The 22,143-nt window shown below is 34.3% G+C and carries 21 protein-coding genes; 12 read left to right on the top strand and 9 right to left on the bottom strand.

The features are described 5' to 3' along the window. Positions 1–18: 18 nt before the first annotated feature. Positions 19–2,709 carry a carboxypeptidase-like regulatory domain-containing protein gene (locus ACFOWA_RS12725; RefSeq protein ID WP_378985693.1) on the bottom strand — a complete coding sequence of 897 codons (2,691 nt, stop codon included), beginning with the start codon at positions 2,707–2,709 and terminating at the stop codon, positions 19–21. A gap of 82 nt (positions 2,710–2,791) precedes the next feature. After that, complete coding sequence (gene dcd, locus ACFOWA_RS12720; RefSeq protein WP_378985692.1) at positions 2,792–3,328, bottom strand: dCTP deaminase; 537 nt, start codon at positions 3,326–3,328, stop codon at positions 2,792–2,794. 73 nt (positions 3,329–3,401) lie between these two features. Here dcd and ACFOWA_RS12715 point away from each other — a divergent pair, with 73 nt between their 5' ends. From ACFOWA_RS12715 to ACFOWA_RS12700, 4 genes are all read left to right on the top strand, one after another. Then, positions 3,402–4,064: a 4'-phosphopantetheinyl transferase family protein gene (locus tag ACFOWA_RS12715; protein ID WP_378985690.1), complete on the top strand. Its 663-nt coding sequence runs from the start codon at positions 3,402–3,404 to the stop codon at positions 4,062–4,064. An 80-nt stretch (positions 4,065–4,144) separates the two neighbouring features. Beyond that, complete coding sequence (gene lipB, locus ACFOWA_RS12710) at positions 4,145–4,852, top strand: lipoyl(octanoyl) transferase LipB (protein ID WP_378986158.1); 708 nt, start codon at positions 4,145–4,147, stop codon at positions 4,850–4,852. Further along, positions 4,852–5,925 carry a serine hydrolase gene (locus tag ACFOWA_RS12705; RefSeq protein ID WP_378985688.1) on the top strand — a complete coding sequence of 358 codons (1,074 nt, stop codon included), beginning with the start codon at positions 4,852–4,854 and terminating at the stop codon, positions 5,923–5,925. Before lipB ends, ACFOWA_RS12705 begins: the two co-directional genes overlap by 1 nt. A gap of 20 nt (positions 5,926–5,945) precedes the next feature. Continuing rightward, complete coding sequence (locus tag ACFOWA_RS12700) at positions 5,946–6,671, top strand: SGNH/GDSL hydrolase family protein (RefSeq protein ID WP_378985686.1); 726 nt, start codon at positions 5,946–5,948, stop codon at positions 6,669–6,671. Between the two features lie 35 nt (positions 6,672–6,706). On the opposite strand, the gene ACFOWA_RS12695 is transcribed toward ACFOWA_RS12700, so the two are convergent. Further along, a complete protein-coding gene (locus ACFOWA_RS12695) occupies positions 6,707–7,444 on the bottom strand; it encodes an RDD family protein (RefSeq protein ID WP_378985684.1) in 738 nt (245 codons plus the stop codon). 151 nt (positions 7,445–7,595) lie between these two features. Between ACFOWA_RS12695 and ACFOWA_RS12690 the strand changes: the two genes are divergently transcribed. Genes ACFOWA_RS12690 through ACFOWA_RS12665 form a run of 6 tightly spaced genes read left to right on the top strand, consistent with a single transcriptional unit; the run spans position 7,596 to position 13,703 of the window. Beyond that, positions 7,596–8,543 (top strand): stage II sporulation protein M, encoded by a 948-nt coding sequence (locus ACFOWA_RS12690; protein WP_378985682.1) that lies wholly within the window; start codon positions 7,596–7,598, stop codon positions 8,541–8,543. Between the two features lie 6 nt (positions 8,544–8,549). Continuing rightward, entirely contained in the window at positions 8,550–9,434 is an 885-nt protein-coding gene (locus ACFOWA_RS12685) for a hypothetical protein (protein WP_378985680.1), read from the top strand. Between the two features lie 28 nt (positions 9,435–9,462). After that, a complete protein-coding gene (locus tag ACFOWA_RS12680) occupies positions 9,463–10,161 on the top strand; it encodes a DUF4129 domain-containing protein (protein WP_378985678.1) in 699 nt (232 codons plus the stop codon). Beyond that, on the top strand, positions 10,158–11,357 hold the full coding sequence (locus ACFOWA_RS12675) for a DUF4350 domain-containing protein (RefSeq protein WP_378985676.1): 1,200 nt from the start codon (positions 10,158–10,160) through the stop codon (positions 11,355–11,357). Before ACFOWA_RS12680 ends, ACFOWA_RS12675 begins: the two co-directional genes overlap by 4 nt. Next, positions 11,332–12,315, top strand: a complete 984-nt coding sequence (locus tag ACFOWA_RS12670; protein WP_378985674.1) for an AAA family ATPase — start codon at positions 11,332–11,334, stop codon at positions 12,313–12,315. Before ACFOWA_RS12675 ends, ACFOWA_RS12670 begins: the two co-directional genes overlap by 26 nt. Before the next feature lie 41 nt (positions 12,316–12,356). Further along, entirely contained in the window at positions 12,357–13,703 is a 1,347-nt protein-coding gene (locus ACFOWA_RS12665; protein ID WP_378985673.1) for a DUF58 domain-containing protein, read from the top strand. Between the two features lie 101 nt (positions 13,704–13,804). Here the strand turns inward: ACFOWA_RS12665 and ACFOWA_RS12660 are convergent, their stop codons facing one another. The 3 genes from ACFOWA_RS12660 to ACFOWA_RS12650 all read right to left on the bottom strand — a co-directional run bounded on the left by ACFOWA_RS12660 (position 13,805) and on the right by ACFOWA_RS12650 (position 16,475). After that, positions 13,805–14,371, bottom strand: coding sequence for a transposase (locus ACFOWA_RS12660; protein WP_378985671.1), 567 nt, complete (start codon positions 14,369–14,371; stop codon positions 13,805–13,807). 408 nt (positions 14,372–14,779) lie between these two features. After that, positions 14,780–15,838: a nucleoid-associated protein gene (locus ACFOWA_RS12655; RefSeq protein WP_378985669.1), complete on the bottom strand. Its 1,059-nt coding sequence runs from the start codon at positions 15,836–15,838 to the stop codon at positions 14,780–14,782. A gap of 64 nt (positions 15,839–15,902) precedes the next feature. Continuing rightward, entirely contained in the window at positions 15,903–16,475 is a 573-nt protein-coding gene (locus ACFOWA_RS12650; protein WP_378985667.1) for a TlpA family protein disulfide reductase, read from the bottom strand. A 96-nt stretch (positions 16,476–16,571) separates the two neighbouring features. Here ACFOWA_RS12650 and ACFOWA_RS12645 point away from each other — a divergent pair, with 96 nt between their 5' ends. Together ACFOWA_RS12645 and ACFOWA_RS12640 are read left to right on the top strand one after the other, a co-directional pair. Then, the gene (locus tag ACFOWA_RS12645) at positions 16,572–16,904 is read left to right on the top strand and encodes a hypothetical protein (protein ID WP_378985665.1); all 333 of its coding nucleotides are present in this window, start codon (positions 16,572–16,574) and stop codon (positions 16,902–16,904) included. Positions 16,905–17,023: 119 nt separating this feature from the next. Next, positions 17,024–19,339 (top strand): TonB-dependent receptor, encoded by a 2,316-nt coding sequence (locus tag ACFOWA_RS12640; protein WP_378985663.1) that lies wholly within the window; start codon positions 17,024–17,026, stop codon positions 19,337–19,339. Positions 19,340–19,444: 105 nt separating this feature from the next. Here the strand turns inward: ACFOWA_RS12640 and namA are convergent, their stop codons facing one another. The 3 genes from namA to ACFOWA_RS12625 all read right to left on the bottom strand — a co-directional run bounded on the left by namA (position 19,445) and on the right by ACFOWA_RS12625 (position 21,999). Next, positions 19,445–20,524 carry an NADPH dehydrogenase NamA gene (gene namA / locus ACFOWA_RS12635; RefSeq protein WP_378985661.1) on the bottom strand — a complete coding sequence of 360 codons (1,080 nt, stop codon included), beginning with the start codon at positions 20,522–20,524 and terminating at the stop codon, positions 19,445–19,447. A gap of 87 nt (positions 20,525–20,611) precedes the next feature. Beyond that, positions 20,612–21,601: an aldo/keto reductase gene (locus tag ACFOWA_RS12630; protein WP_378985659.1), complete on the bottom strand. Its 990-nt coding sequence runs from the start codon at positions 21,599–21,601 to the stop codon at positions 20,612–20,614. A 2-nt stretch (positions 21,602–21,603) separates the two neighbouring features. Further along, positions 21,604–21,999, bottom strand: coding sequence for a DoxX family protein (locus ACFOWA_RS12625; RefSeq protein WP_378985657.1), 396 nt, complete (start codon positions 21,997–21,999; stop codon positions 21,604–21,606). Positions 22,000–22,143 lie beyond the last annotated feature (144 nt).

Genomic DNA, 22,143 nt, shown 5'->3' with positions numbered 1-22,143 from the left:
AAATTTATTTATTTTTTCCTACTTAACATCATAAGTAAAAATCTTTCTTCCCAAATGCCCTTCAGCATTAACACCTTCTAAAACCACTCTATAAGTTCCTGGTTCATCAGCATTATAGAAATCAAATTTTGCTTTACCATCTTTATCGGCTACAACCTGTGGATTCCAGTAAATTGTGCTTCGGTAATCGGCTTTTGCGCTTGATGTTTGTGCATCGTATTTTGGCGAATAAAAATCTCTCGAAGTAGAAAAGCCTTTTTTATTAACTACCACAACGCCTGGTGTATAAGTATTGTAAGAAATCTCGCTTCCACCACGTTTGGTTGTTATTATCAATACGCCCCCACCACCTTGGCTTCCGTAAATTGCGGTATTGGCAATTGTTCTTAAAACTTCAATGGTTTCAATATCATTAGGATTTAAATTATCTAGAAAGTCTGGCTCAACCTGCATTCCATCAAGTATAATATTCATTGGTGTATTCGGGCTACGGGTTGAATAAGGTATGCCACCCCTAAAAATTACGAATGGTAAGCGACCGTTTAAACATTGAGAAAGTTGTGCGCAACTGGTTAAATCCTTTGCCGTTAAAACAAAATCGGCATTGCCGGCACCGTTTAGGTTGGCAGAATTTTTAGCAACAACCCTTTTTTCCGTTATAACAACTTCATCCAGCTTTATAGTACGTTCTAACAAGCCAAGGCGAGTCATTTCATTAAAATAATTATCGCTTTCTTTAATGTATTTCATTAAAGAGTTATTTACGTTTACATCAACATCGGCACTATTTTTATTTTTAGTAACGATTTGGTAAGGAACGGCATCAACAGTTATTTCGACAAATTTCCTATCTGTTTTCGTTCTTGCCTGCACAATAAACTTTGTACTATCGCTAAACACCAAATTATCAAAATTGAATCTACCTTCTGCGTTGGTAACCGTATCAATTACAAAAAAACCACCTTTGGTTGATAGGAGCATAACTTTACCGTTTGCAACAGGTTTACCTCCCTTTTTAACTACTCCGCTAATAGAAGTTGTTTTCTCTGGTTGAAATGTAATTGCCGGACCAGCATTATTAATTACGTTTCGCCATAAAAACCTTCGCCAACCTTGGGTCAACATCAAGTTATCTAACTCTTGAGCTGTTTTGGTATCATCATTTAAAAAGTAATGATTGGGCTTTTCTATGTAACCTGCCAAATCTGAGGTAAGCCAAAGCGTAGCAAAAATATTGCTTTCATTATCTTCATCTGGTGTTACTTTGCTTGCGTTAGTTACCGATGCAGAGAAACTACCAATCACCGGTTTCTGTTGATCCAATGCATCGAAAGTGAAGGCAGATTTTCCCTTTTTTTCGCCCGATATGCCCGCAGTATTAAGCTTTAAATCAATCACATCTAATTTGCTCTTATTGAAAATCAGGCGTTCGGCAATGGGTTGATTGCTTGCAGAGAACAAAGTAAATTGTATGATACCCGTTGGTAATTTACTTCTGGGAATAATGGCAGATAATACTTGCTTATCAACCTTTGCTTTAGAAACATAATAAATATTTCCACCTTGTTGTGCAACAATTTTTAATTCATCGCTATTGGTAAGGTTAGCGCTAGCTAATATTTTGACGGATACTTTGCCCGTATCCAAATTATTTATGGTAAGTGCATAACCACTTTTTTGTGCTATTGGAAGTTTAAAATCTTTTTGAGAACCATCTTGAAATTTAATTTTTGCAGTGTAGGTTTTACCTGGCTGAACATTTAATATGAAGTTACCCATGCCCAAATAGCTTGTAGCAATACTGGTAATTTCTGCCCCGGTTTCATCAATAATTTTACCAGTGATATCTTCTCCCTTTCCTGTACCATTTATCGCTTTAATAGCAATTTTTTGTGGCAACTCTTCTATCAGGTTACCACCTTCGGGCAAAAACTGAACATCTACATCATTACTGGTAGATGTTATTGGAATCGCCTTTACAATTTTCTGTTTATTATCAAGTGTTATAGTAGCTAGAATTTTTCCTTTTTTATTGGCGATAGATTGGTTGCTTTCGAAATTAATTAAAGCATTACCTTGTAAATCTGTTTTTGTTTTACCTCTTGCTACGGTCTTAAAATCTAATTGCACTTCATAGCTAACTTCATTTTCTTTATAAGCTACGCCTGCTTTATCCTCAAAATGAATGTTTGCAGCAACTTTATCACTATTATTCTCTTTGGTAAATTTATAATCGGTAACGGTAAAAACCTTATTGGCCCAGCTGTTTCCAATTTTTATGGTTTTATCGAAAAAGAAATCCGTTCCATAATTTCGCATATAGTTTGTATAAGCCCTAATGCGGTAATTTCCTTCGCCTAGTGAATCGGTTAGCTTAAAATCGCCCCAGGTTATACCGCCCATTAAAGGCAGTTTAATTTGCCTTTTTAACGAATCCTTTTCATTTATAAGTTCTACATATAAAATCTTACTGATATCTGTTGGGAGTTGAGTTTTGGTATTAAATACGTAAGCTTTAAACCAAATATCATCACCAATTGCATAATACGGCTTATCTAAGTGGAGGTAAACTTTTTCTTGTTGAAACTTATTGGTGTACTCATCTAGTTTTTTGATAAATTGTGCAAAGGGGTCGTCATCAATTGTAAAGGCAGCAAAACCTAAAAAAACAATCAGAAAACTTAGAGCAAGGATAATTTTGGATTTCATTAGGCTTGGCGTGAAAAGTAAATATGCCTCAAGGTACGAAACCCGAGGCATATTATAATGAAGATAAAATGAATTATTTCTGTTAGAAAGCGTTTTTCCACATCATACTTTCTACCGGTTTTGTAGTTTTATTATTGTATTTGGCATTGCCCTTCGTATTGTACATGGTTTCTATATTTCCTTCAACCATAAAATAAATTAATTGCCCAATTGGCATGCCGGCATAAATTTTTACAGGCTGTGCAACAGATATTTCTAATGTCCAAGTATTGCAAAAACCTACATCACCTTTACCTGCAGTTGCATGTATATCGATACCTAAACGGCCAGTACTGCTTTTACCTTCTAAAAAAGGAACATGGCTATGGGTTTCAGTATATTCTACCGTTACGCCCAAATATAATGTGCCCGGGTGAAGAATAAAACCATCTTTAGGGATTTCGAAATGTTCAATTTCATTATGTTTTTTGGCATCTAAAACCCTGTTTTTGTATGTTGCAAGGTATTTACCCAAGTGCACATCGTAAGAGTTTGTGCCCAAGCAACTACTATCAAAAGGCTCTATAATAATTGTTCCTTTCTCTATTTCCTCCAGAATCCTTTTATCTGATAATATCATTTTTATGCGTATTTTTGGCCCTAAATTATCATTTATTTAAGATAATGTTGCATCCAAAACCTCGATTTTATAAATGCCTGTAGTTTATAATAAAAATATTGATGAGCATTCGGTTTTAGCAATCTGGAAAATTGAAGAAACAGAAGCTGAATTGCTTGCCGGCTTACAGCTTAAGCAGCATGAATGGGATATTATTTCTTCTTTCAATAACGGCAAAAGGATGTTGCACTGGCTAAGTACCAGACTTTTATTACGCACTTTACTTAATACCGAAAAATACATCGATTGCCAGTTTGATGAGGATGGAAAACCCTATCTTCCCAATTCGGATTATAAAATTTCTTTAAGTCATTCTTACGATTATGCTGCCGTAATGATGAGTAAAGATAATGCGGTAGGTGTTGATATTGAATTGATTAAGCATAAAATAAAAACCATTAAACATAAATTTTTGAATGATGTTGAACTTGCACAAAGGCAAATTGGCGATAATACAGAAGGATTATATGTTTGCTGGTGTGCAAAAGAAGCCATATACAAATGGCACGGAAAAAAGGGATTGGAATTTAAACAGCATATTCACATTAAGCCCTTTAAACTAAAAAATGAAGGAAGCTTAAACGCTTTGGTAGAACTACCAACAGGAACTCGTGAACTAACCGTAAATTATTTTAAAACTAAAGATGGTTATATGTTGGGATATGTACAGGCGCCTGAAGGAACAGGTAAAATTTAGGCGACAGACAGCTTAATAAAAGAATTGGAGAATCAATTATGCACAATAATATCAACGTTGAAAATTCAAGCTTACCAGTAATGGATTCAATACTTCGGGTACCTACACAGTTTATTGATTGGGGTTTAATTGATTACCAGCAAGCTTGGGATAAGCAGGAAGATTTGTTAAATAAAACGGTAGCCATTAAAACTGATAACCGAAATAACGGCACAAATTTACCTACACCAAATTATCTTATTTTTAATGAGCATCCACATGTTTATACTTTAGGAAAAAGCGGGCATCAAGAAAATTTACTTCTCGATGAACAAGGTTTAAAAGATAAGCATGCAACCTACTATAAAATTAATCGTGGTGGCGATATCACTTACCACGGACCAGGACAAATTGTGGGCTACCCGATATTAGATTTGGACAATTTTTTTACAGATATCCACCTCTATCTCCGAACTTTGGAAGAGGCCGTTATCCTCACTTTAAAAGATTATGGCATAAACTCTGGTCGTTATCCTGGCTACACAGGCGTTTGGCTGGATGCAGATAATGATAAAGCCAGGAAAATTTGTGCCATGGGCGTTCGCTGCAGTCGCTGGGTTACCATGCATGGCTTTGCATTTAATGTAAATGTAGATTTAGATTATTTCAAAAACATAGTTCCTTGTGGTATTGATGATAAAGCTGTAACATCATTAGAAAAGGAATTGGGTTATAAATTGGATATCGATGAAGTGAAGGGAAAATTAAAAAACCATATTGCCAATTTGTTTAAAATGGAATTGATTTAATGAAAAACGCACTCGTAATTATTTTCCTATTTTGCTTTTGCACTTCCTTTTCTTTTGCGCAAAATATTGATGATATGGTAAACTTTATCAAAAATAATCCTCAGAAATCATCAATAGTGATAAATGAAAACGGTATAGAAACACTAAATTATCGTGGTAACCAAATAATGCCATTAGCAAGCGCTGCTAAAACAATTGTCGCGATAGAATTTGCCAATCAGGTTGCTTCAAAAAAAATAAATCAAACAACCAAAATAGCAGTAAAAGAAATCAACCGATATTACATTCCTTTTACTGATGGAGGTGCACATCCTGCCTGGTTAAAATCATTAAAAAAGACTGCCAACGATAGCGTAACCTTGCTAGAAATCGCTAAAGGTATGATTAGGTTTAGCTCGAATGCAAATACAGAATACCTTCAGGATTTGCTAGGCATGGATAAAATAAATGCCAATCTAAAGGAGCTGAAAATTAAAAATCATTCTCCATACTATTATTTCACCGCAAGTGCTTTAATGACATGCTTGAAACCTGATAATATTGAACAAGGTATTTGGGTGAGTAAATTAAAAAACCTTAGTGATGCTGAATATCGAAAGCTTTGTGCACTAAACCATCAAAAACTTAAAACAGATAGCAACTTTATCAAGCAATTTAATTTTAAAAATTTTCCGGTTGAAATACAAAAAATTTGGTCGGACAGATTGGTATCTTCTACCACAAAAGAGTATGCTGAATTAATGAATAAAATTAATAGCGAAAGCTATTTTAAACCAGCGGTTCAACAGGTTTTGCAACAAATTATGGAGTGGCCTATGGGCTATGCAAGCAACAAAAAGAATTTTCTTCATTTGGGGCAAAAAGGTGGTTCAACAGCATTTGTTTTAACAGATGCTTTTTACCTTACAGATTTAAAAGGTAATAAAATAAGTTCTGCGTTTTTCTTTAATGATCTTTCTCAGAGTGAGCAACTATTAATAAATAAAAACTTTGGTGAATTTGAATCAAGTATCATAACCAATTCTAAATTTCGGGAGCACTTGGTTAAAGAGCTAATTAAAACCGAAATGTAGCTTAATCCGTAAATCTGATTATGAAACTTTTCGCTGGCATTCTAATACTTTCTTTTTTATCTTCGGGCTGTACTAAAGATAATAATATGCCTGATGCGGTAAATCCTGTAAATCCATTTTTAACAACAAACCCTACAGGTAACTTTACCTATTTGGCATTAGGCGATTCTTATACCATTGGCGAATCTGTTAAGCAATCAGAATCATTCCCATATCAATTGCAAACTGCATTAAAAGCCAATAACCGTAATGTGGAAAATCCTAAAATTATAGCCGTAACAGGCTGGACTACCGACGAACTTCAGGGTGCCATTACGCAAGCAAAAGTTACAGAAAAATTTGATATTGTTACTTTGTTAATAGGTGTAAATAATCAATATCGCGGATATTCTTTAAGCACTTATAAGAAAGAATTTTCTGAATTATTACAAACGGCAATTGGTTTTTCTGGCGGAAGAAAGGCAAGAGTTTTTGTAGTTTCTATTCCAGATTGGGGCGTTACGCCTTTTGCTAAAAATTATTCTAAAAGTGCCCAAACCATAGCAGCAGAAATTGATGCATTTAACGCAGCTGCAGAACAAATTACAACAGCTGCGGGAGTTAGTTTTACCAACATCACTCCAGATTCTAAAATGGCTGCAAATGATGTATCACTTATTGCAAGTGATGGTTTACACCCAAGCGGAAAAATGTATAATCAGTGGGTTAATGCCTTAACGCCGAAAATTTTAGATGTAATAAAATAATTTAATCATGTTTGATTAAATAGCATTCTACCAAACTAACTGTTCGCAGTTAAATGTTTATAATCTTTCATAACGGTTTCTAAAAATTGCAGTTCATTCATGCCTTCGGGTAGTGTTGCCGCGATATGGTTTTTGGTTTTTGCAGCCATGGCATAAATCAAATCCGGGTTTCCGGTTTGGTAAAATCCAGTTAAAACTTCATAAATCAACTCTGCATCTCTATCATTTAAATGCAGCACCTCTTTAAAAACTGGTTGGTAATCTTCTGGCAAAGAAAAGCTAAAGGCAACGTTATCAATCCTTGTTCTCGGCACTGTTTTAATCAAAGTAGTTTTAGCAAGCATATCGCCTACACGCTGATGGTTTTTTGATACGGCTACACTAATAAGTGCAACAACACCCCAACCGAAAATAAAACCAAAATCTACAATTCTAAAAATCCATCGCATTAAATATTGCCCAAAGGTTGGTTGTCCGCCATCAAGACTAATTACTTTAATTTTCATAATTTTCTTTCCAAAAGTTTGGCCATCCATCGTTAACTCGCAAACCAAATCGTAAAAAAGAAAAATTACGCCGAATATTACCAACATGGTAATGGCTAAAACTTCAGAACGGCTAATGGAAGCTATAATCATTAATATAATTGCAACAATGTAAAGCACTAAAAACCCCGCTAAATCAATTAACCTGGCGGCAATTCGCTCTCCTAAACCTGCAACTTCATATTCGATATCAACATTTTGAGCGGTGCTAATTCTGATGCTTTCCATATTTCAAACATAATTTTTTTTACTCACAATGAAGATAGTAACCCTTTAAAAAATTCTCCATTGCCTCTTAATTAATTTAAATCTTTTACGCCCGATTTTTTTGTATCCATTGAAAAATTAACCTATTTTAACCCAACATTTTAGTTAATTAATGAGAGAAGCTTTATTTGTAAAACAGAACACAGAAAAGTGGAAACGCTATGATGAAATGCAATTGGCAAATCCTGATGAACTTGCCAATCGTTTTACAGAAATCACAAACGATTTAGCTTATTCGAAAACATTTTATCCGAACTCTAAAACCACAGCTTATCTTAACGGATTAGCATCAAAATTACATCGCTCTGTTTACAAAAACAAGAAAGAAAAATCGCACCGATTTGTTAATTTTTGGAGAACTGAACTTCCGCTGTTATTTTTTATCCATAAAAAGCAAATAGTTTATGCCTTGATATTCTTTCTGGCTTCTTGCTCAATTGGAGCTATTTCTGCAAAATACGACGATACATTTATACGTTTAATTTTGGGTGATGGTTATGTAAACATGACAAATGATAACATTGCAAAAGGCGACCCATTCGGGGTTTATAAGCAAGCCAATCCGGTATTAATGTTTATTCAAATTGGTGCAAATAACATTTATGTTTCGCTTTATACATTTGTTTTAGGTATTATTTTCTCTTTTGGCTCTATCGTTTCTTTATTCAGAAATGGAGTGATGCTTGGCTCTTTCCAATATTTTTTCTTTAGTAAAGGTTTAGGCTTACAATCTGTTTTGGTTATTTGGATACACGGAACCTTAGAAATTTCGGCTATTGTTTTGGCAGGTGCAGCCGGCTTAGTTTTAGGCAACAGCATGCTATTTCCGAAAACCTATACCAGAAAGGCATCCATATTAAAAGGTGCAAAAGACGGATTGAAAATTGTTTTAGGCTTGGTTCCAATTTTTATCGTTGCCGCATTTTTCGAAAGTTTTATAACCCGACATACAGAAATGCCAATGTGGTTAAGTAGCTTTATTTTATTGGCTTCTGCAACCTTTATCATTTGGTATGTATTTATTTATCCTGCTAAAATTAATAAGAAAACAATCATCTAAAAACCTATGCTTTCAAAAATAGAATTTAAAAAAGTAAGAGATTTCGGCCAGCTGATAAACGATACTTTCACTTTTATCCGTCAGAATTTAAAGCCGCTTGTAAAAACTTATTTCATTTTTAGTGGTCTTTTTGTATTGGGCGCAATGCTTTCCATGTTGTTGCAGCAATACAAAACCATCGGTATGATTAATAGCATTGATGGAAATACGGCAAGAAATGCATTTGGCTTCGGCTCGCTTTATGGGATAGAATACTATTTAGCCGTTATATTTTCTTTTGCCGGCTACTCAAGCACAACCGTTGCAATACTTTCTTATATAGCTGTTTATGTACAAAAAGGAAATCAAACCCCCACTACCGACGAGGTATGGGGATATTTTAAACATTACTTTTTTAGGGTTTTTGGGAGTTCTTTCTTGCTAATTTTAATGCTTATTGTTGCGTTTATATTCTGCCTTGTTCCAGGTTTTTGGTTATTCCCTTTTATAGCAATGGTGTTCCCGATTATGGTGGTAGAGAATGCTACGCTTAGTTATGCTTTTAACAGGAGTTTTAAAATCATAAAAGATAACTTCTGGATAACCTTCGGTACTTTATTTATCATTTGGATAATTGTTTATGCTAGTATGTCTATTGTGGTTTTACCAACAACAATTTTTAGCATGATAGGTTTATTTTCTCATAATAAACCACATATGTCTTTATCGTTTTCTATGATAACAACCGTTATTCAATACCTTTGTCAGGTGTTTACCATTATACCAATCATTACCATAACATTATCTTATTTTAGTTTGGTTGAGCAAAAAGAAAGCACCGGTTTAATGGAGCGCATTTCTAATTTTGGTAGTACAGAAAAACCAATAGATACAAGACCAGAAGAATATTAAAATGCTAAAATTTCTGCTTAAATTTTTAATGCTTTTTCTATTATTTTCATCTTCTGGAAATAGCTATGCCCAAAAATTAAAACTAAAACCTAAAGCAGAAATTAGGATTGATAGCATTAAAATAGTTGAGCAAAAATTTAATAAGAATGCTTTAAATGCCTATGCGGAACAAAATGAATTTAAATATGATGCAGCTTTAACCAGAGATTTATCGCTTTGGGATAGGTTCTGGATTTGGTTTTGGAGTAAAGTTGGTCAGCTTTTTACAGGTGCAGCATCCAACCCGGTTTCTAAATATTTTTTTATAGGTTTAGGTGCAGCCATTCTTTTATACATCGTTTACAAAGTAATTGGAACTGAAAATATATTTGCTAAAAAATCAAAAGAAATTACATTGCCTTACTATATTTTGAATGAAAACATCCACGAAATTGATTACGAAAAGGAAATTCAGCAACTAATAGAGCAAGGGAAGTTTCGCTTGGCAGTGCGTTTATTATATTTAAGAACACTGAAAAAACTTAGTGATGCAGAGATAATTAATTGGCAACCCGAAAAAACCAATTACAATTATTTAATGGAAATTGCTAAGCCAGAAGTAAAACAAGAATTTAGCTTATTAACCCATCAGTTTGATTATATCTGGTATGGAGATTTCCCCGTAGATGCGCATAAATTTGAGCCAATAAAACAATCCTTTAATCATTTTAATGCACAAATTAAATGAAAGGATACAAAATCTATATAAGCATTGGCATAATACTAATTTTGATTTATCTGGTTGCACAATTTAATAAACCAACACCAACAGATTGGTCGGCATCTTACCTTAAAAAAGATAAAATACCGTATGGAACATTTATTTTATACAATAGATTAAGTGATGTGTTACCGAACACAACCATAAAATCATCATCGCTGCCTATTTACAATACTGTACAAAACAACAAGTTAAAAAATAGTGCGTATCTATTTATTTCTCCGCGAGTAGAGATTAGCAAGGTAGATTTTGAGAAGTTGAAAAAATTTATAACTGACGGCAATAAAGTATTTATAGCCACTTACGATTTAGGTGCTTATGCTAACAAAGCTTTAAAATTACAGGTTGCTACAAGTTTTACACAAGATGGAAGCTCTTTAAATTTCACAAACCCAAATTTAAAAACAGTAGTTAATTATGGTTTCGAAAAGGGAATTGGCAGTAATTATTTTAGTAAAATCGATACCAATAAAGCCACTATTTTAGGAATAGACGCCAACAATAAACCAAACTTTATAAAATACAACTACGGTAAAGGTTCGCTATTTTTAATGGCAGGCCCAGGTTTTTACAGTAATTTTAACTTATTGGATAAATATGGAGCAGAATATGCAGCCAAATCTTTAAGCTATTTGTATGGCGCTGAAACTTTAATATTTGATGAATATGCTACCATTATAAAAACCGGCGAAACAGATATTTTAAGGGTTTTCTTCAAACATCCAGAATTAAAGTATGCTTACTACCTCTGCATTTTTAGTTTATTGCTTTTTGTATTTTACGATATTAAAAGGCGACAAAGAATTATACCAATTGCCGACCCTTATACCAACACATCAGTAGAATATGCGCATGTTGTAGGGAGCGTATATTACCACGAAAGAAACAATTTAGATATTGCCTTAAAGCAAATTAATTATTTAATGGAACATTTGCGAAGCCGATATTTTATAAAAACCAATGTGATAGATAGCAACTTTGCTCAAACGTTACAACTAAAAACGGGTATAAATGAAGCACTGGCTAAAAATATTACCAGGCATTTAATGCAAACCCCAACACTAACTGAATATAGCGACGGGCAACTCATTTTGCTTAACGATATAATAGAACAATTTTACAAAAACACCAAACCCAATGGAGCAGGAACAGGAACCATTTAACCAACGCACTGATTTAAGTGCATTAAACGAATCTGTAACTCAAATTCGTAATGTGCTAGGCAAAATTATTATTGGTCAGAAACAGGTTATCGATTTTTTGATAGTGGGTTTACTAGCCGATGGACATATTTTAATAGAAGGAGTGCCTGGAGTTGCTAAAACCTTAAGTGCAAAATTATTGGCAAAATCCATTGATGCGCAATTTTCGAGGGTACAATTCACACCAGATTTAATGCCGTCGGACGTTTTAGGAACACCAATTTTTAACACCAAAACTGGCGATTTTGAGTTTAGAAAAGGTCCGATTTTTGGCAATATTATTTTAGTTGATGAAATAAACCGAGCACCTGCCAAAACACAATCGGCTTTGTTTGAAGTAATGGAAGAGCGCCAGGTTACTATTGATGGTACAACTTACATTATGGATGAACCATTTATGGTTTTGGCTACTCAAAATCCAATTGAGCAGGAAGGAACTTATCGCTTACCAGAGGCACAGCTAGACAGGTTTTTATTTAAAATCGAAGTAAAATATCCATCATTAGAAGAAGAAACTGAAATCTTACTTGCGCAACATTCATTGGTTAATAAAACATTACTGCAAGATGTTAAACCTGTACTTTCCGTACAACAAATTCAATCAGCAAGAGGCATAATACGTGGTTTATTCGTAGAGCCAAAGTTGCTGGAGTTTATTGCAAAAATAGTAAACGAAACACGCAACAATCCATCGCTATATTTAGGCGCATCGCCGCGAGCCTCTTTAGCAATTGTGCATAGTGCCAAAGCTTTAGCAGCCATTCAAAATCGCGATTTTGTAACACCAGATGATATTATTACAGTGGCTGTTCCGGTTTTAGCGCATAGAATTTTGTTATCACCAGAAAAAGAAATGGAAGGCTTAACTACTACTGATGTTGTAAATCAGATTATTAAACGAATAGAAATACCGAGGTAAATTCCGCATTTCTCAAATTATTTAAATTTCAAAAAGGCTTCTTGAAAAAGATATTTCAACAATATTATAGCAACTTATTTTTAACAGACCGTTTATTTACGGCTCTGGCTTGTTGTGTTATGCTTTTTATTTTGAAATTCTTTTTCAATTGGCTTGGAGAAATGCCGGAAATTATAACATTAGTTGTGTTTTTGTTATTGATAGTTGATGTTGTGGTGCTTTATCGCAATGATAAAGGTATCGAGGCGCATCGGCTAAGCTCAAAAAGATTAAGTAATGGTGATGAAAATCCAGTTCAAATAGAAGTACAAAATCGATATGGCTTTGGTGTTAAGCTTCGTATTATTGATGAAGTTCCGTTTCAGTTTCAGCTTCGTGATAAGGATTTTAAATTGCATCTAAAATCAGGCGATATAAAATCTATCCATTATAATTTGCGCCCAACAAAACGTGGTGAATATGATTTCGGATTTATCAGAGTTTACACCAGTTCGCCAATTGGTTTGGTTAAAAGAAAATATAATTTTGATGGGGCAAAAGTGTTGCCTGTTTTTCCATCTTTTATAAATTTAGGCCAATATGAACTGATGGCAATTTCAAATAATTTAACAGAGTTCGGAATAAAAAAAATCAGGAAAATTGGTCAGAGTTCGGAATTTGATCAGATTAAAAATTACGTTGGTGGTGATGATATCAGAACTATCAATTGGAAAGCAACGGCAAGAAAAGGCGGCTTAATGGTAAATACTTACACCGATGAACGTTCTCAAAATGTGTATTGTGTTATTGATAAATCTCGGGTAATGAGAATGCCGTTTGAAGGATTGAGTTTATTGGATTATGCCATAAATGCAAGCATTGCATTATCAAAAGTTGCTATGTTAAAACAGGATAAAGCAGGCTTAATAACACTATCAGAAACGATTGGCTCTATTATTCCGGCCGAAAGGAAACCTGCTCAACTTGGCCATATTATGCAGGTTTTATACAAAGAAAAAACACGTTACCTCGAAAGTAACATGGAGGCATTATACAGCACCATCCGGTCGGTTATTAAGCAAAGGAGTTTGGTCGTTTTCTTTACTAATTTCGAGAGTTTATCAGCCTTACAAAGGCAATTGCCTTATTTAAAAAAGATTTCAAAATACCATTTATTGCTAGTGGTTTTCTTTGAAAACACAGAACTCAAAAGTTTAAGTACCACACCTGCTAAAGATGTTGAAGGTATTTACCATAAAACCATTGCCGAAAAGTTTATTTACGAGAAAAAGCAAATGGCACTCGAACTAAATAAATATGGTATTCTCTCTGTTCTTACCTCCCCACAAAAGCTAACCATCAACGTGATTAATCAATATTTGGCGTTAAAGGGACAACAGCGGATTTAAGTGAATTTCCTATAATTTAATTTGATCGCAATAGCCGAACAACTTAGAAGACTATTCCTTAATAGTAGAAACCTTGGTCTGTGTCCTCACAGACCGAAACATCAACAAAATTCATCTCTATAATCTGCTAAAAAGCCAAAATCATCAAAACCAGTCATGTAAAAATTTGCTGAAGAATAACTATAATTTTCTGGAATATCACTCAAGTTCCACCTTTCTTGCAAAGGGTTTCGATGGATATAATCAATTTTTTGCTCAACCTTCTCTTTAGAATCCATTAAAACTGCTAGTGGATCTCTTTGCCACAAACGAAATTGTCTTTCTTGATCATCTACTTTAAAACTCATTAATTTACTCATGCTTTTTGATTTCATATCTTCGAAAATTTTGTGAGAAGTGAATTTATTAAAACTAGCATAAGGCATCTCTTTTCCATTCATTTGAGTCATTTTCCATATAAGATGTAAGTGATTTGGCATAATTACAAAGGAATAGATTATAACTTTCTCTCGTTTTACAAGTTCCTTCATTGTATCCAATACTATATTTACATATAATGGATTTTCAAAAACATAAATCCAATCCTTTATGGTGTTTGTCCAAAAATATACATCACCCACAATCATTTTTGAATTACGCTGCTGCTTAAATATATTTTCATTCGTCATAATTAGAAATATGAAAATATTACTGGTTCACAATTTTTTCGATGTGAAGGAAATTTCAAAATGATAGTTTGTGTTTCGATTTTTGAGTACACAGACTAAAAAGCAGATGATAATTTAATTAAATCAAACCTGTTCTAATCCATGGTCTGTGTCTCCACAGACCATCGTAACAAATCGTTAATGTTTCGGTCTGTGGGGACACAGACCGAGGGGTTGCTATAAAAAGCAAATGGCGCTAGAATTGAATAAGTACGGTATTCTCTCTCTTCTAACCTAACCTCAAAAATTAACCATAAATATAATTAATCCATGGTCTGTGTCCACACAGACCATAATAACTAAAATTTTTGTTTCTGTCTGTGGAGACACAGACTGAGGAAGTAGCTTTAAACGAGTTACAAAACCCTTCTATTCTTCCTCTCTAAAATAAACCTTATAATAATTCATCGATTTAGCATCGTCGTATCCCTTCTCAATCATATCCTTATTTCCATGGATGTAGATATGAAAATTCTTATCCAACTTTAGCACGCTTTTGTAAGCCCTGGCTTGTTTTTTAACAGCCGATTCTGCAATTTCAAACGAATCAGCAATTGGCGATTCGTACTCCTCTTCGTAATTCTTTTTGTAGTTTTTAAAAGATTCTATCCCTTCAGCATTTCCAATTACTTCATTTCCAAATTCCTCAATATCAAAAGTTTCCTTCTCTTTAAAATACTTCATAGAGCGATTTAGCAAATCAATTTTATCCGCTTTGCTTATCTCGTACTCATCATCCATTTTTTGGGTTACAAAATTCTTGTAAACTCCCAAAACATTATTGGTTTGGTTATAGCTATCGTTGCGGATTTTTAGTTTCAAAAATTCATCCTTCCAATAAACTGTACTATCGTTACTGCTTTTTGCTTGGTCAAAAACAACAACCTTGTAACCTTCCGTTTTATCAACATTAAAAATTAAGCAGCCTTTGTCTAACTTATTAATGCTAATTGCATCTTGCTCATAACTCATTCCAAAACCATCCTGTTCAGGATAAACCTTTAAATAAGTATCTTTCGTTTCGGATTTGAAAATACCAATGGCATCTAATTGCTCACCTTCTAATTGTACTTTCTGAAAATAAGCAACGTACATTTCGCCCGATTTAATTTTTGGGTGATTGGCAACATCGTACAAATGTTTAGCTAGTTGCTGAGAATCTTCATGAAAAAGCTCATTGTTCTCAAAAATTTCTGTTGCAAAATGAAACACTTCATTAAGCTGCAGGTTATCATTTGGATGATAGAAACGATAAACTTCATTAACTTTTTCGAAGGGTTTTAAAAAGAACTGCATTAATAAATTACCAAGCAATTCATCCTCAATTTTTAAAGGAGCATCTGATAGTTTATAATATTCTTCTACCAATTTATTACCGGTGTGGTGGATAGAAAGCTGCTTTAGCGAAGCCTCGAAAAATGAAATCATAGCGGCAAAAGTAATGAAATATTAAACTTTAAAAGATGCTATTTTCCCTTAAATAAAAGCAATTTTACCTAGCTGCTTTCAGTTTATTTAAAAACTCAGTAAACTTTTTATTTGCATAATTAGCTATTCCTTCATGCTTGAAAGAGATTCTTCCTTCCTTATCAAAAATTATTGTTGTGGGCAAAGAATCTTCGAAAATTTGTTTAGGCACCGCACTTTCTACTTTATAAACAGGCAATTCAAATTCCCTATCTGCCATATATTTATTTGATTTAAGCAAATCTCCATCTGCATCTGCAAAGATAAAAACTACATTTGGGTCGTTTTTAAACTGTGTATAAAGTTTATTTATAGAAGGCATTTCTGCTCTGCATGGTGGGCACCAAGTTGCCCAAAAATTTAAAAAAACTACCTTACCTTTCAAATCTCCTAAATCAATTACATCTCCTTTTAAATTGCTAAACTTAATACCGGTAAGGTTAACAGTCTCCTTATTTTGCTCTTCTACCTTCGGTGAGTAAAAACCAATTTCCATTAAACCCTTTAAAAGGAATGCTTTAGCATCTGGAATAAACACAATTACTAAGAGTAAAATGACGAAAAGGGTATTAAAAATATTTTTTCTAGTAAATTTCATAATTAGAATATTTGCTAAATAGATTTGAACAGACTATAAAAGCAATGTTACCATTCAAAGATATATAATTGGATAGTAATTGCTACTTTTGAGCCATTGAAAAAGCATAAGCAACATATAAACCGGTTATTAGCAGCAATAATGCTGATGGTTTTTGCTATTGCCTTAACTCCATGGAATTTATTACACTACCATCAACCCATTCCGGTTGTTAAACAAGAAACCAATTGTAAGCATTTAAGCCATGTACAAGCTCATGCCGATAACTGCTTAATTTGTAATGCTGGTTTTGAAAAAAACTACGTACATACCCATCATCTTTATAAAATTTTCCTTTCGGTAAAAATATTCGGACAAGCAGATCCCGTTCTTAAAAGTTCGTACACCGAAATAAAGCGTACCAGTTTACGTGGTCCGCCTGTAGCATAATTTTTTCAGCTCAAGTGTTTCTACACTTATCCAAATTATTTATTAAATAAGATACTAATGCGCATGGCTATTTAGCGATGTCGTTTTTGCTATCATACATCATCCAAAATATAAATATCATGAAAGAATTAAAGCTATTAGGCTTTGTAATTTTATATACATTTTTAAGTACAAGTACATTTGCCAACATATTAAAAGATATAAAAGGTAGAGTTATTGATGCCGATACTAAACAAACTTTACCTGGAGCAACCATATTTATACCTGATTTAAAAGTTACTGCCGTTACCAATAATGATGGAGAATTTACAGTAAATAATTTACCATCAAAAGGAACCTATATTGTTGAGGTACACTACATTGGCTACAAAACAACAACACAAGTTGTTAATTTCGCTACTGCAGGAACTTTAGAATTTGCATTAAAATCTACCGCGATTGAAACAAAAGAAGTCGTAATTACAGGTAGTTTAATTAGCAGTACCAGTAAGCGGAATAGTGCTTCATCTGCTGTATTGGGAAAAGATCAATTGTTGCAACCTTCATCTAATTTAATAGATGCATTAACTCGAATTCCGGGTGTATCTCAAATAACCACTGGTCCATCAATTTCAAAACCTGTTATTAGGGGTTTGGGATATAACAGAATTGTAACTTTAGATGATGGAATAAAACAGCAAGGACAGCAATGGGGCGATGAGCACGGTATCGAAATCGACCAATTTAAATCAGACAGAGTAGAGGTTTTACGCGGTGCTGCTTCTTTGATGTATGGTTCTGATGCGCTTGGTGGTGTTATCAATTTACTAGAGCCAAGTACAGCTCCAGAAGGTCAGGTTAAAGGAGAATTGATAACAAATTATTCTACAAACAATGGTTTATCAGCCAACTCACTAATGCTAACTGGTAATAAAAATGGTTTTGTTTGGAGAGCTCGTGGGACATATAAAAATGCCTATTCATTTAAAACACCTATAGGATATTTCCCAAACTCTGGATTTAACGAAACAGATTTAAGCGGAATGGTTGGTTTAAATAAAAGCTGGGGTTATACACATTTAAACGTTTCGAGTTTCCGCAATAACATTGGTTTTTATGAACCAACTTTAGATGCTGCTGGAAATTTTGTTAAAGAAGATGGCAGCCCTTTTGTAACTGAGGATTATAAAAGTAGAGATTTAGATTATCCTCGTCAGGATATTAGACATTTAAAAATAGCCCTGAACAATAACTTTATTCTAGGTAACGGAAATTTAAAAGCCGATTTCGGGTTTCAACAGAATCAACGCCGGGAGCTAGAAGATGGTCCAGACCCTTCTTTATTTTTCGACCTTAAAACATACAACGCGGATTTAAAATATTACATACACGAAACCAATGGCTGGCAACCCGTATTCGGTTTTAGTGCCGATGCAGGTAATAGTAAAAATAAAGGCATAGAATTTTTAGTTCCAGCTTATGATACTTATGGTGTTGGTGTTTTTGCTTATGCAAAGAAAAATTGGGAAAGTAGCACTTTTAGTTTGGGTGCCCGCTACGATTTTAGAAAAAACACTGGCGAGCAATTGTTAATTGATGGTGATGAGCAATTTGCTCCATTTGTGAATAAATCTTCTAATGTAAGTGGTGCATTAGGCTTTACGCATCAGTTTAACGAAGAGTGGAATTTTAAAGCAAATGCTGGTTCTGCATTTCGTGCACCAAACCCAGCAGAATTAGGTTCGAATGGTGTACATGAAGGTACATTCCGCTACGAAATCGGAAATTCTAACTTAAGCCCAGAACGCAGTTACCAAGTTGATGCGGCAATAGAATATGAAGGTAAAATTGTAAGCGCAAGTGCAAGTGTGTACAATAACTACGTACATAATTTCATTTATGCAGCTAACAATGGCGAAACCATTACTGCCGAAGGCGATGAATATCCTGTTTATCGCTACGGACAAGTAAATGCAAACCTTTATGGGGCAGAAGCAAGTTTAACCATCCATCCGGTTTCTTTTATTCATTTCGAGAACACCTTTGGTTATGTGCATGCACAAAATAATACTTTAGGCAGACCATTGGCATTTATCCCTGCCGGAACTTTAAGAAATGAGTTGCGTTTTGAGCCTAAACTAAAAGGAACAAATGATGCTTATTTATCTGTAGGAATAAATTCTGCATTTAAGCAAACCCGTGTTGATGATGTTTTTGAAACGCCAACAAGCGGTTATACCTTATTAAATGCAGGTATTGGCGCTACTTTTAATTTAGGTAAGCAGCCGGTTAAACTATCGGTATCTGCAAATAACTTGTTAAACCAAAGATATTACGATGCCTTGAGTAGGTTTAAACCAGGACGTTTCGATTATGAAAATCCAAATTTAGGCGTTTACAATACAGGAAGGAATATAACTTTTGGATTGTATGTGCCTTTTACTTTAGTGAAATAATCTATAATAAAAATAGCCACAGTTTTCAGATTAATGTTGATCTGTAAACTGTGGCTAAATTAACAAGCATATTGAATTAATTACTTGCGCAATCAATTCGGTATGCTATTTTTTGAATGTCTCTCTTTTTGCCCTCACATATTGATTTGGCCATTCTACATCATCGCCTAAAATTTGTGCGGCGTGTGTAGGAAAATATGCATCACGTAATGATTCCCGAGCAATGAAAATTAAATCGGCTTTATCATTTTGCAAAATTTCTTCTGCCTGATGGGCATCAACAATTACACCAACGGCGCCTGTGTAAATGCCAACTTCATTTCTAATTTTATCGGCAAAAGGAACTTGATAATTTGGTCCAGCTGGGATTTTAGCATCCGGAACATTTCCTCCCGATGATGCATCAATTAAATCAACACCTTTATCTTTCAGTACCGCTGCAAGTTGAACAGAATCCTCTTCATTCCATCCGCCTTCTGTCCAATCGGTTGCAGAAATGCGGACAAACAAAGGCAAATTTTCAGGCCAAACAGATTGAACTGCTTCTACAATATCTATCGTAAAGCGAATTCTGTTTTCAAAGCTTCCGCCATAAACATCTGTGCGCTTATTACTTAAAGGACTAAAAAACTGATGCAATAGATAGCCATGTGCAGCATGAATTTCAACAACTTTATAGCCTGCATCTAAAGCTCTTTTTGCTGCAGCCCTAAATGCAAACACAATATCCTGGATTTCTTTGATACTCAACTCATGAGGAGTAACTTGCCCCGCTTTGAATGGTATTGAAGAAGGACCAACAGGTAACCAGCTATTTTCACCTTCTGCGAGTTGTTCGCCACCTTGCCATGGTAAGTCGCAACTTGCTTTTCTTCCAGCATGTGCTAGTTGGATTCCGGCTATTGAACCATTATCATGAATAAAAGAAACAATTTGCTTAAGTTTTTCTACCTGCTCATCTTTCCAAATCCCTAAATCTGCATGTGTTATTCTGCCTTCTGGCACAACAGCAGTAGCTTCCTGAATAATTAAGCCGGCACCACCAACTGCCCTGCTTCCTAAATGCACCAAATGCCAATCGTTGGCAAAGCCATCAATTGCTGAATACTGGCACATTGGTGAAATTACAATTCTATTTTTTAAAGTAATATCCTTTAATTTTAAAGGAGAAAATAATTTAGACATATTCGATTTTGATTTACCGCGAAGAACGCAAAGTTTGATGCAAAGAAAATAAAAATTTTGCCTTTGAGTTCTTTGCGGTTAATTAATTTAAAAACCAGCGTTTTCTAATTCTGAGTTGATAAACTGGATTTCCTCACTACTCAATTTAACATTAATAGCTTCAGCATTTTGAACAGCTTGCTTTTCATTTCTTGCTCCAACTAAAGCTATTGTAATTCCTGGGCGCTCGATTGTCCACCTTAAAACCAATTGAGATAAAGTTGCATTTTTCTCATCAGCCAAAGGTTTAATTTTTGCCAAAAATGCATTTGTTTTTTCTATACTTTCTGGGGTGAAGAACTTGTTTCCCTGACGATGATCACCTTCTTCAAACTTATAATCGGTAGTCATTTTTCCTGTTAGCAACCCTCTTTCCATTGGGCTGTACGCCAAAATAGATTTATTATTTTCTATACAATAAGGCACAGTTTCATTTTCTACACCACGATTAACCATACTAAAAGGAATTTGATTAGAAACGATTTCTAAAGTTTCACCAGCTTCTTTTAATTGCGCTGCGTTATAATTACAAACACCAGCATAACGAACCTTTCCTTGTTCAATTAATCTACTCACCGCTTCAAATGTTTCGCTAATTGGTGTAGTTACATCCGGCCAGTGTATTTGATATAGATCGATATAATCGGTGCCTAAACGTTTTAACGATTGTTCGCATTCGTAAATAACACTTTCCTTACCTGCATATTTATACACGTCAATATCATCACCATCGTTATTTTTCGATTTCATTGCCAATTCGCCTTTGGCTAAATCCCAACGCATACCAAACTTAGTAACAAGTTGTATTTTATCTCTTGATATGCCTTTAATTGCATCACCAACAATTTCCTCGCTATCACCCTGACCGTATATTGGTGCAGTATCAATAGAAGTTACACCTAAATCAAAGCCAGCTTGAATCGCTTTTATCGCATCGTTTCTATCGGTACTTCCCCACATCCAACCGCCTGCTGCCCAAGCGCCGAAAGTAATTGCCGAAAGTTCTAAATCTGAATTTCCAATTTTTCTGTATTCCATAACTATTTTTTTAAAAGTTTATCAACCGCAAAACTATTATGCGGCAAGTATGCCAACAATAAGGATAAAAATGCGACATGAATAAGTTGTGATGGTAATGCTTCCCAGTTTTCTATCATTGTTGTACCAAAAATTAATGCTAAAGAAACTACACCCGCAAGCAATAAACCTTGCTTTGTAAACAAGCCTATCAAAATCAATAATCCAGCAGCGAATTCTAAGATTGGCAAAGCGTAACTAAAAGGCAGAACCAAAAAATCTGGCAATAACGACTTCGAAAATTGTCCCATCATCCAATTACTAAAACCTTCCAGCTTAGGTAATCGAACCAACCCATGTCCAAAAAAACTTAAGCCAATTGCCAATCGGCTTAACAAATATGCCCAATTTTTATCCATAAAAATGTGTTAACATACTATAATACAATCTCGATGTAAAGGATGTTTTACCACTGTAACCATTAAACTTATATTTTACATAATGCTTATAAAATAGAGGTGAAATGAAAATAAATCGGAAATTATTTGGAACATATTAAAATA

The organism is Pedobacter lithocola, assembly GCF_042650845.1.
Lineage (GTDB): Bacteria > Bacteroidota > Bacteroidia > Sphingobacteriales > Sphingobacteriaceae > Pedobacter > Pedobacter lithocola.
Note: the sequence above shows the minus strand (reverse complement) of the source record. Positions and strands in the feature narration are given on the sequence as shown.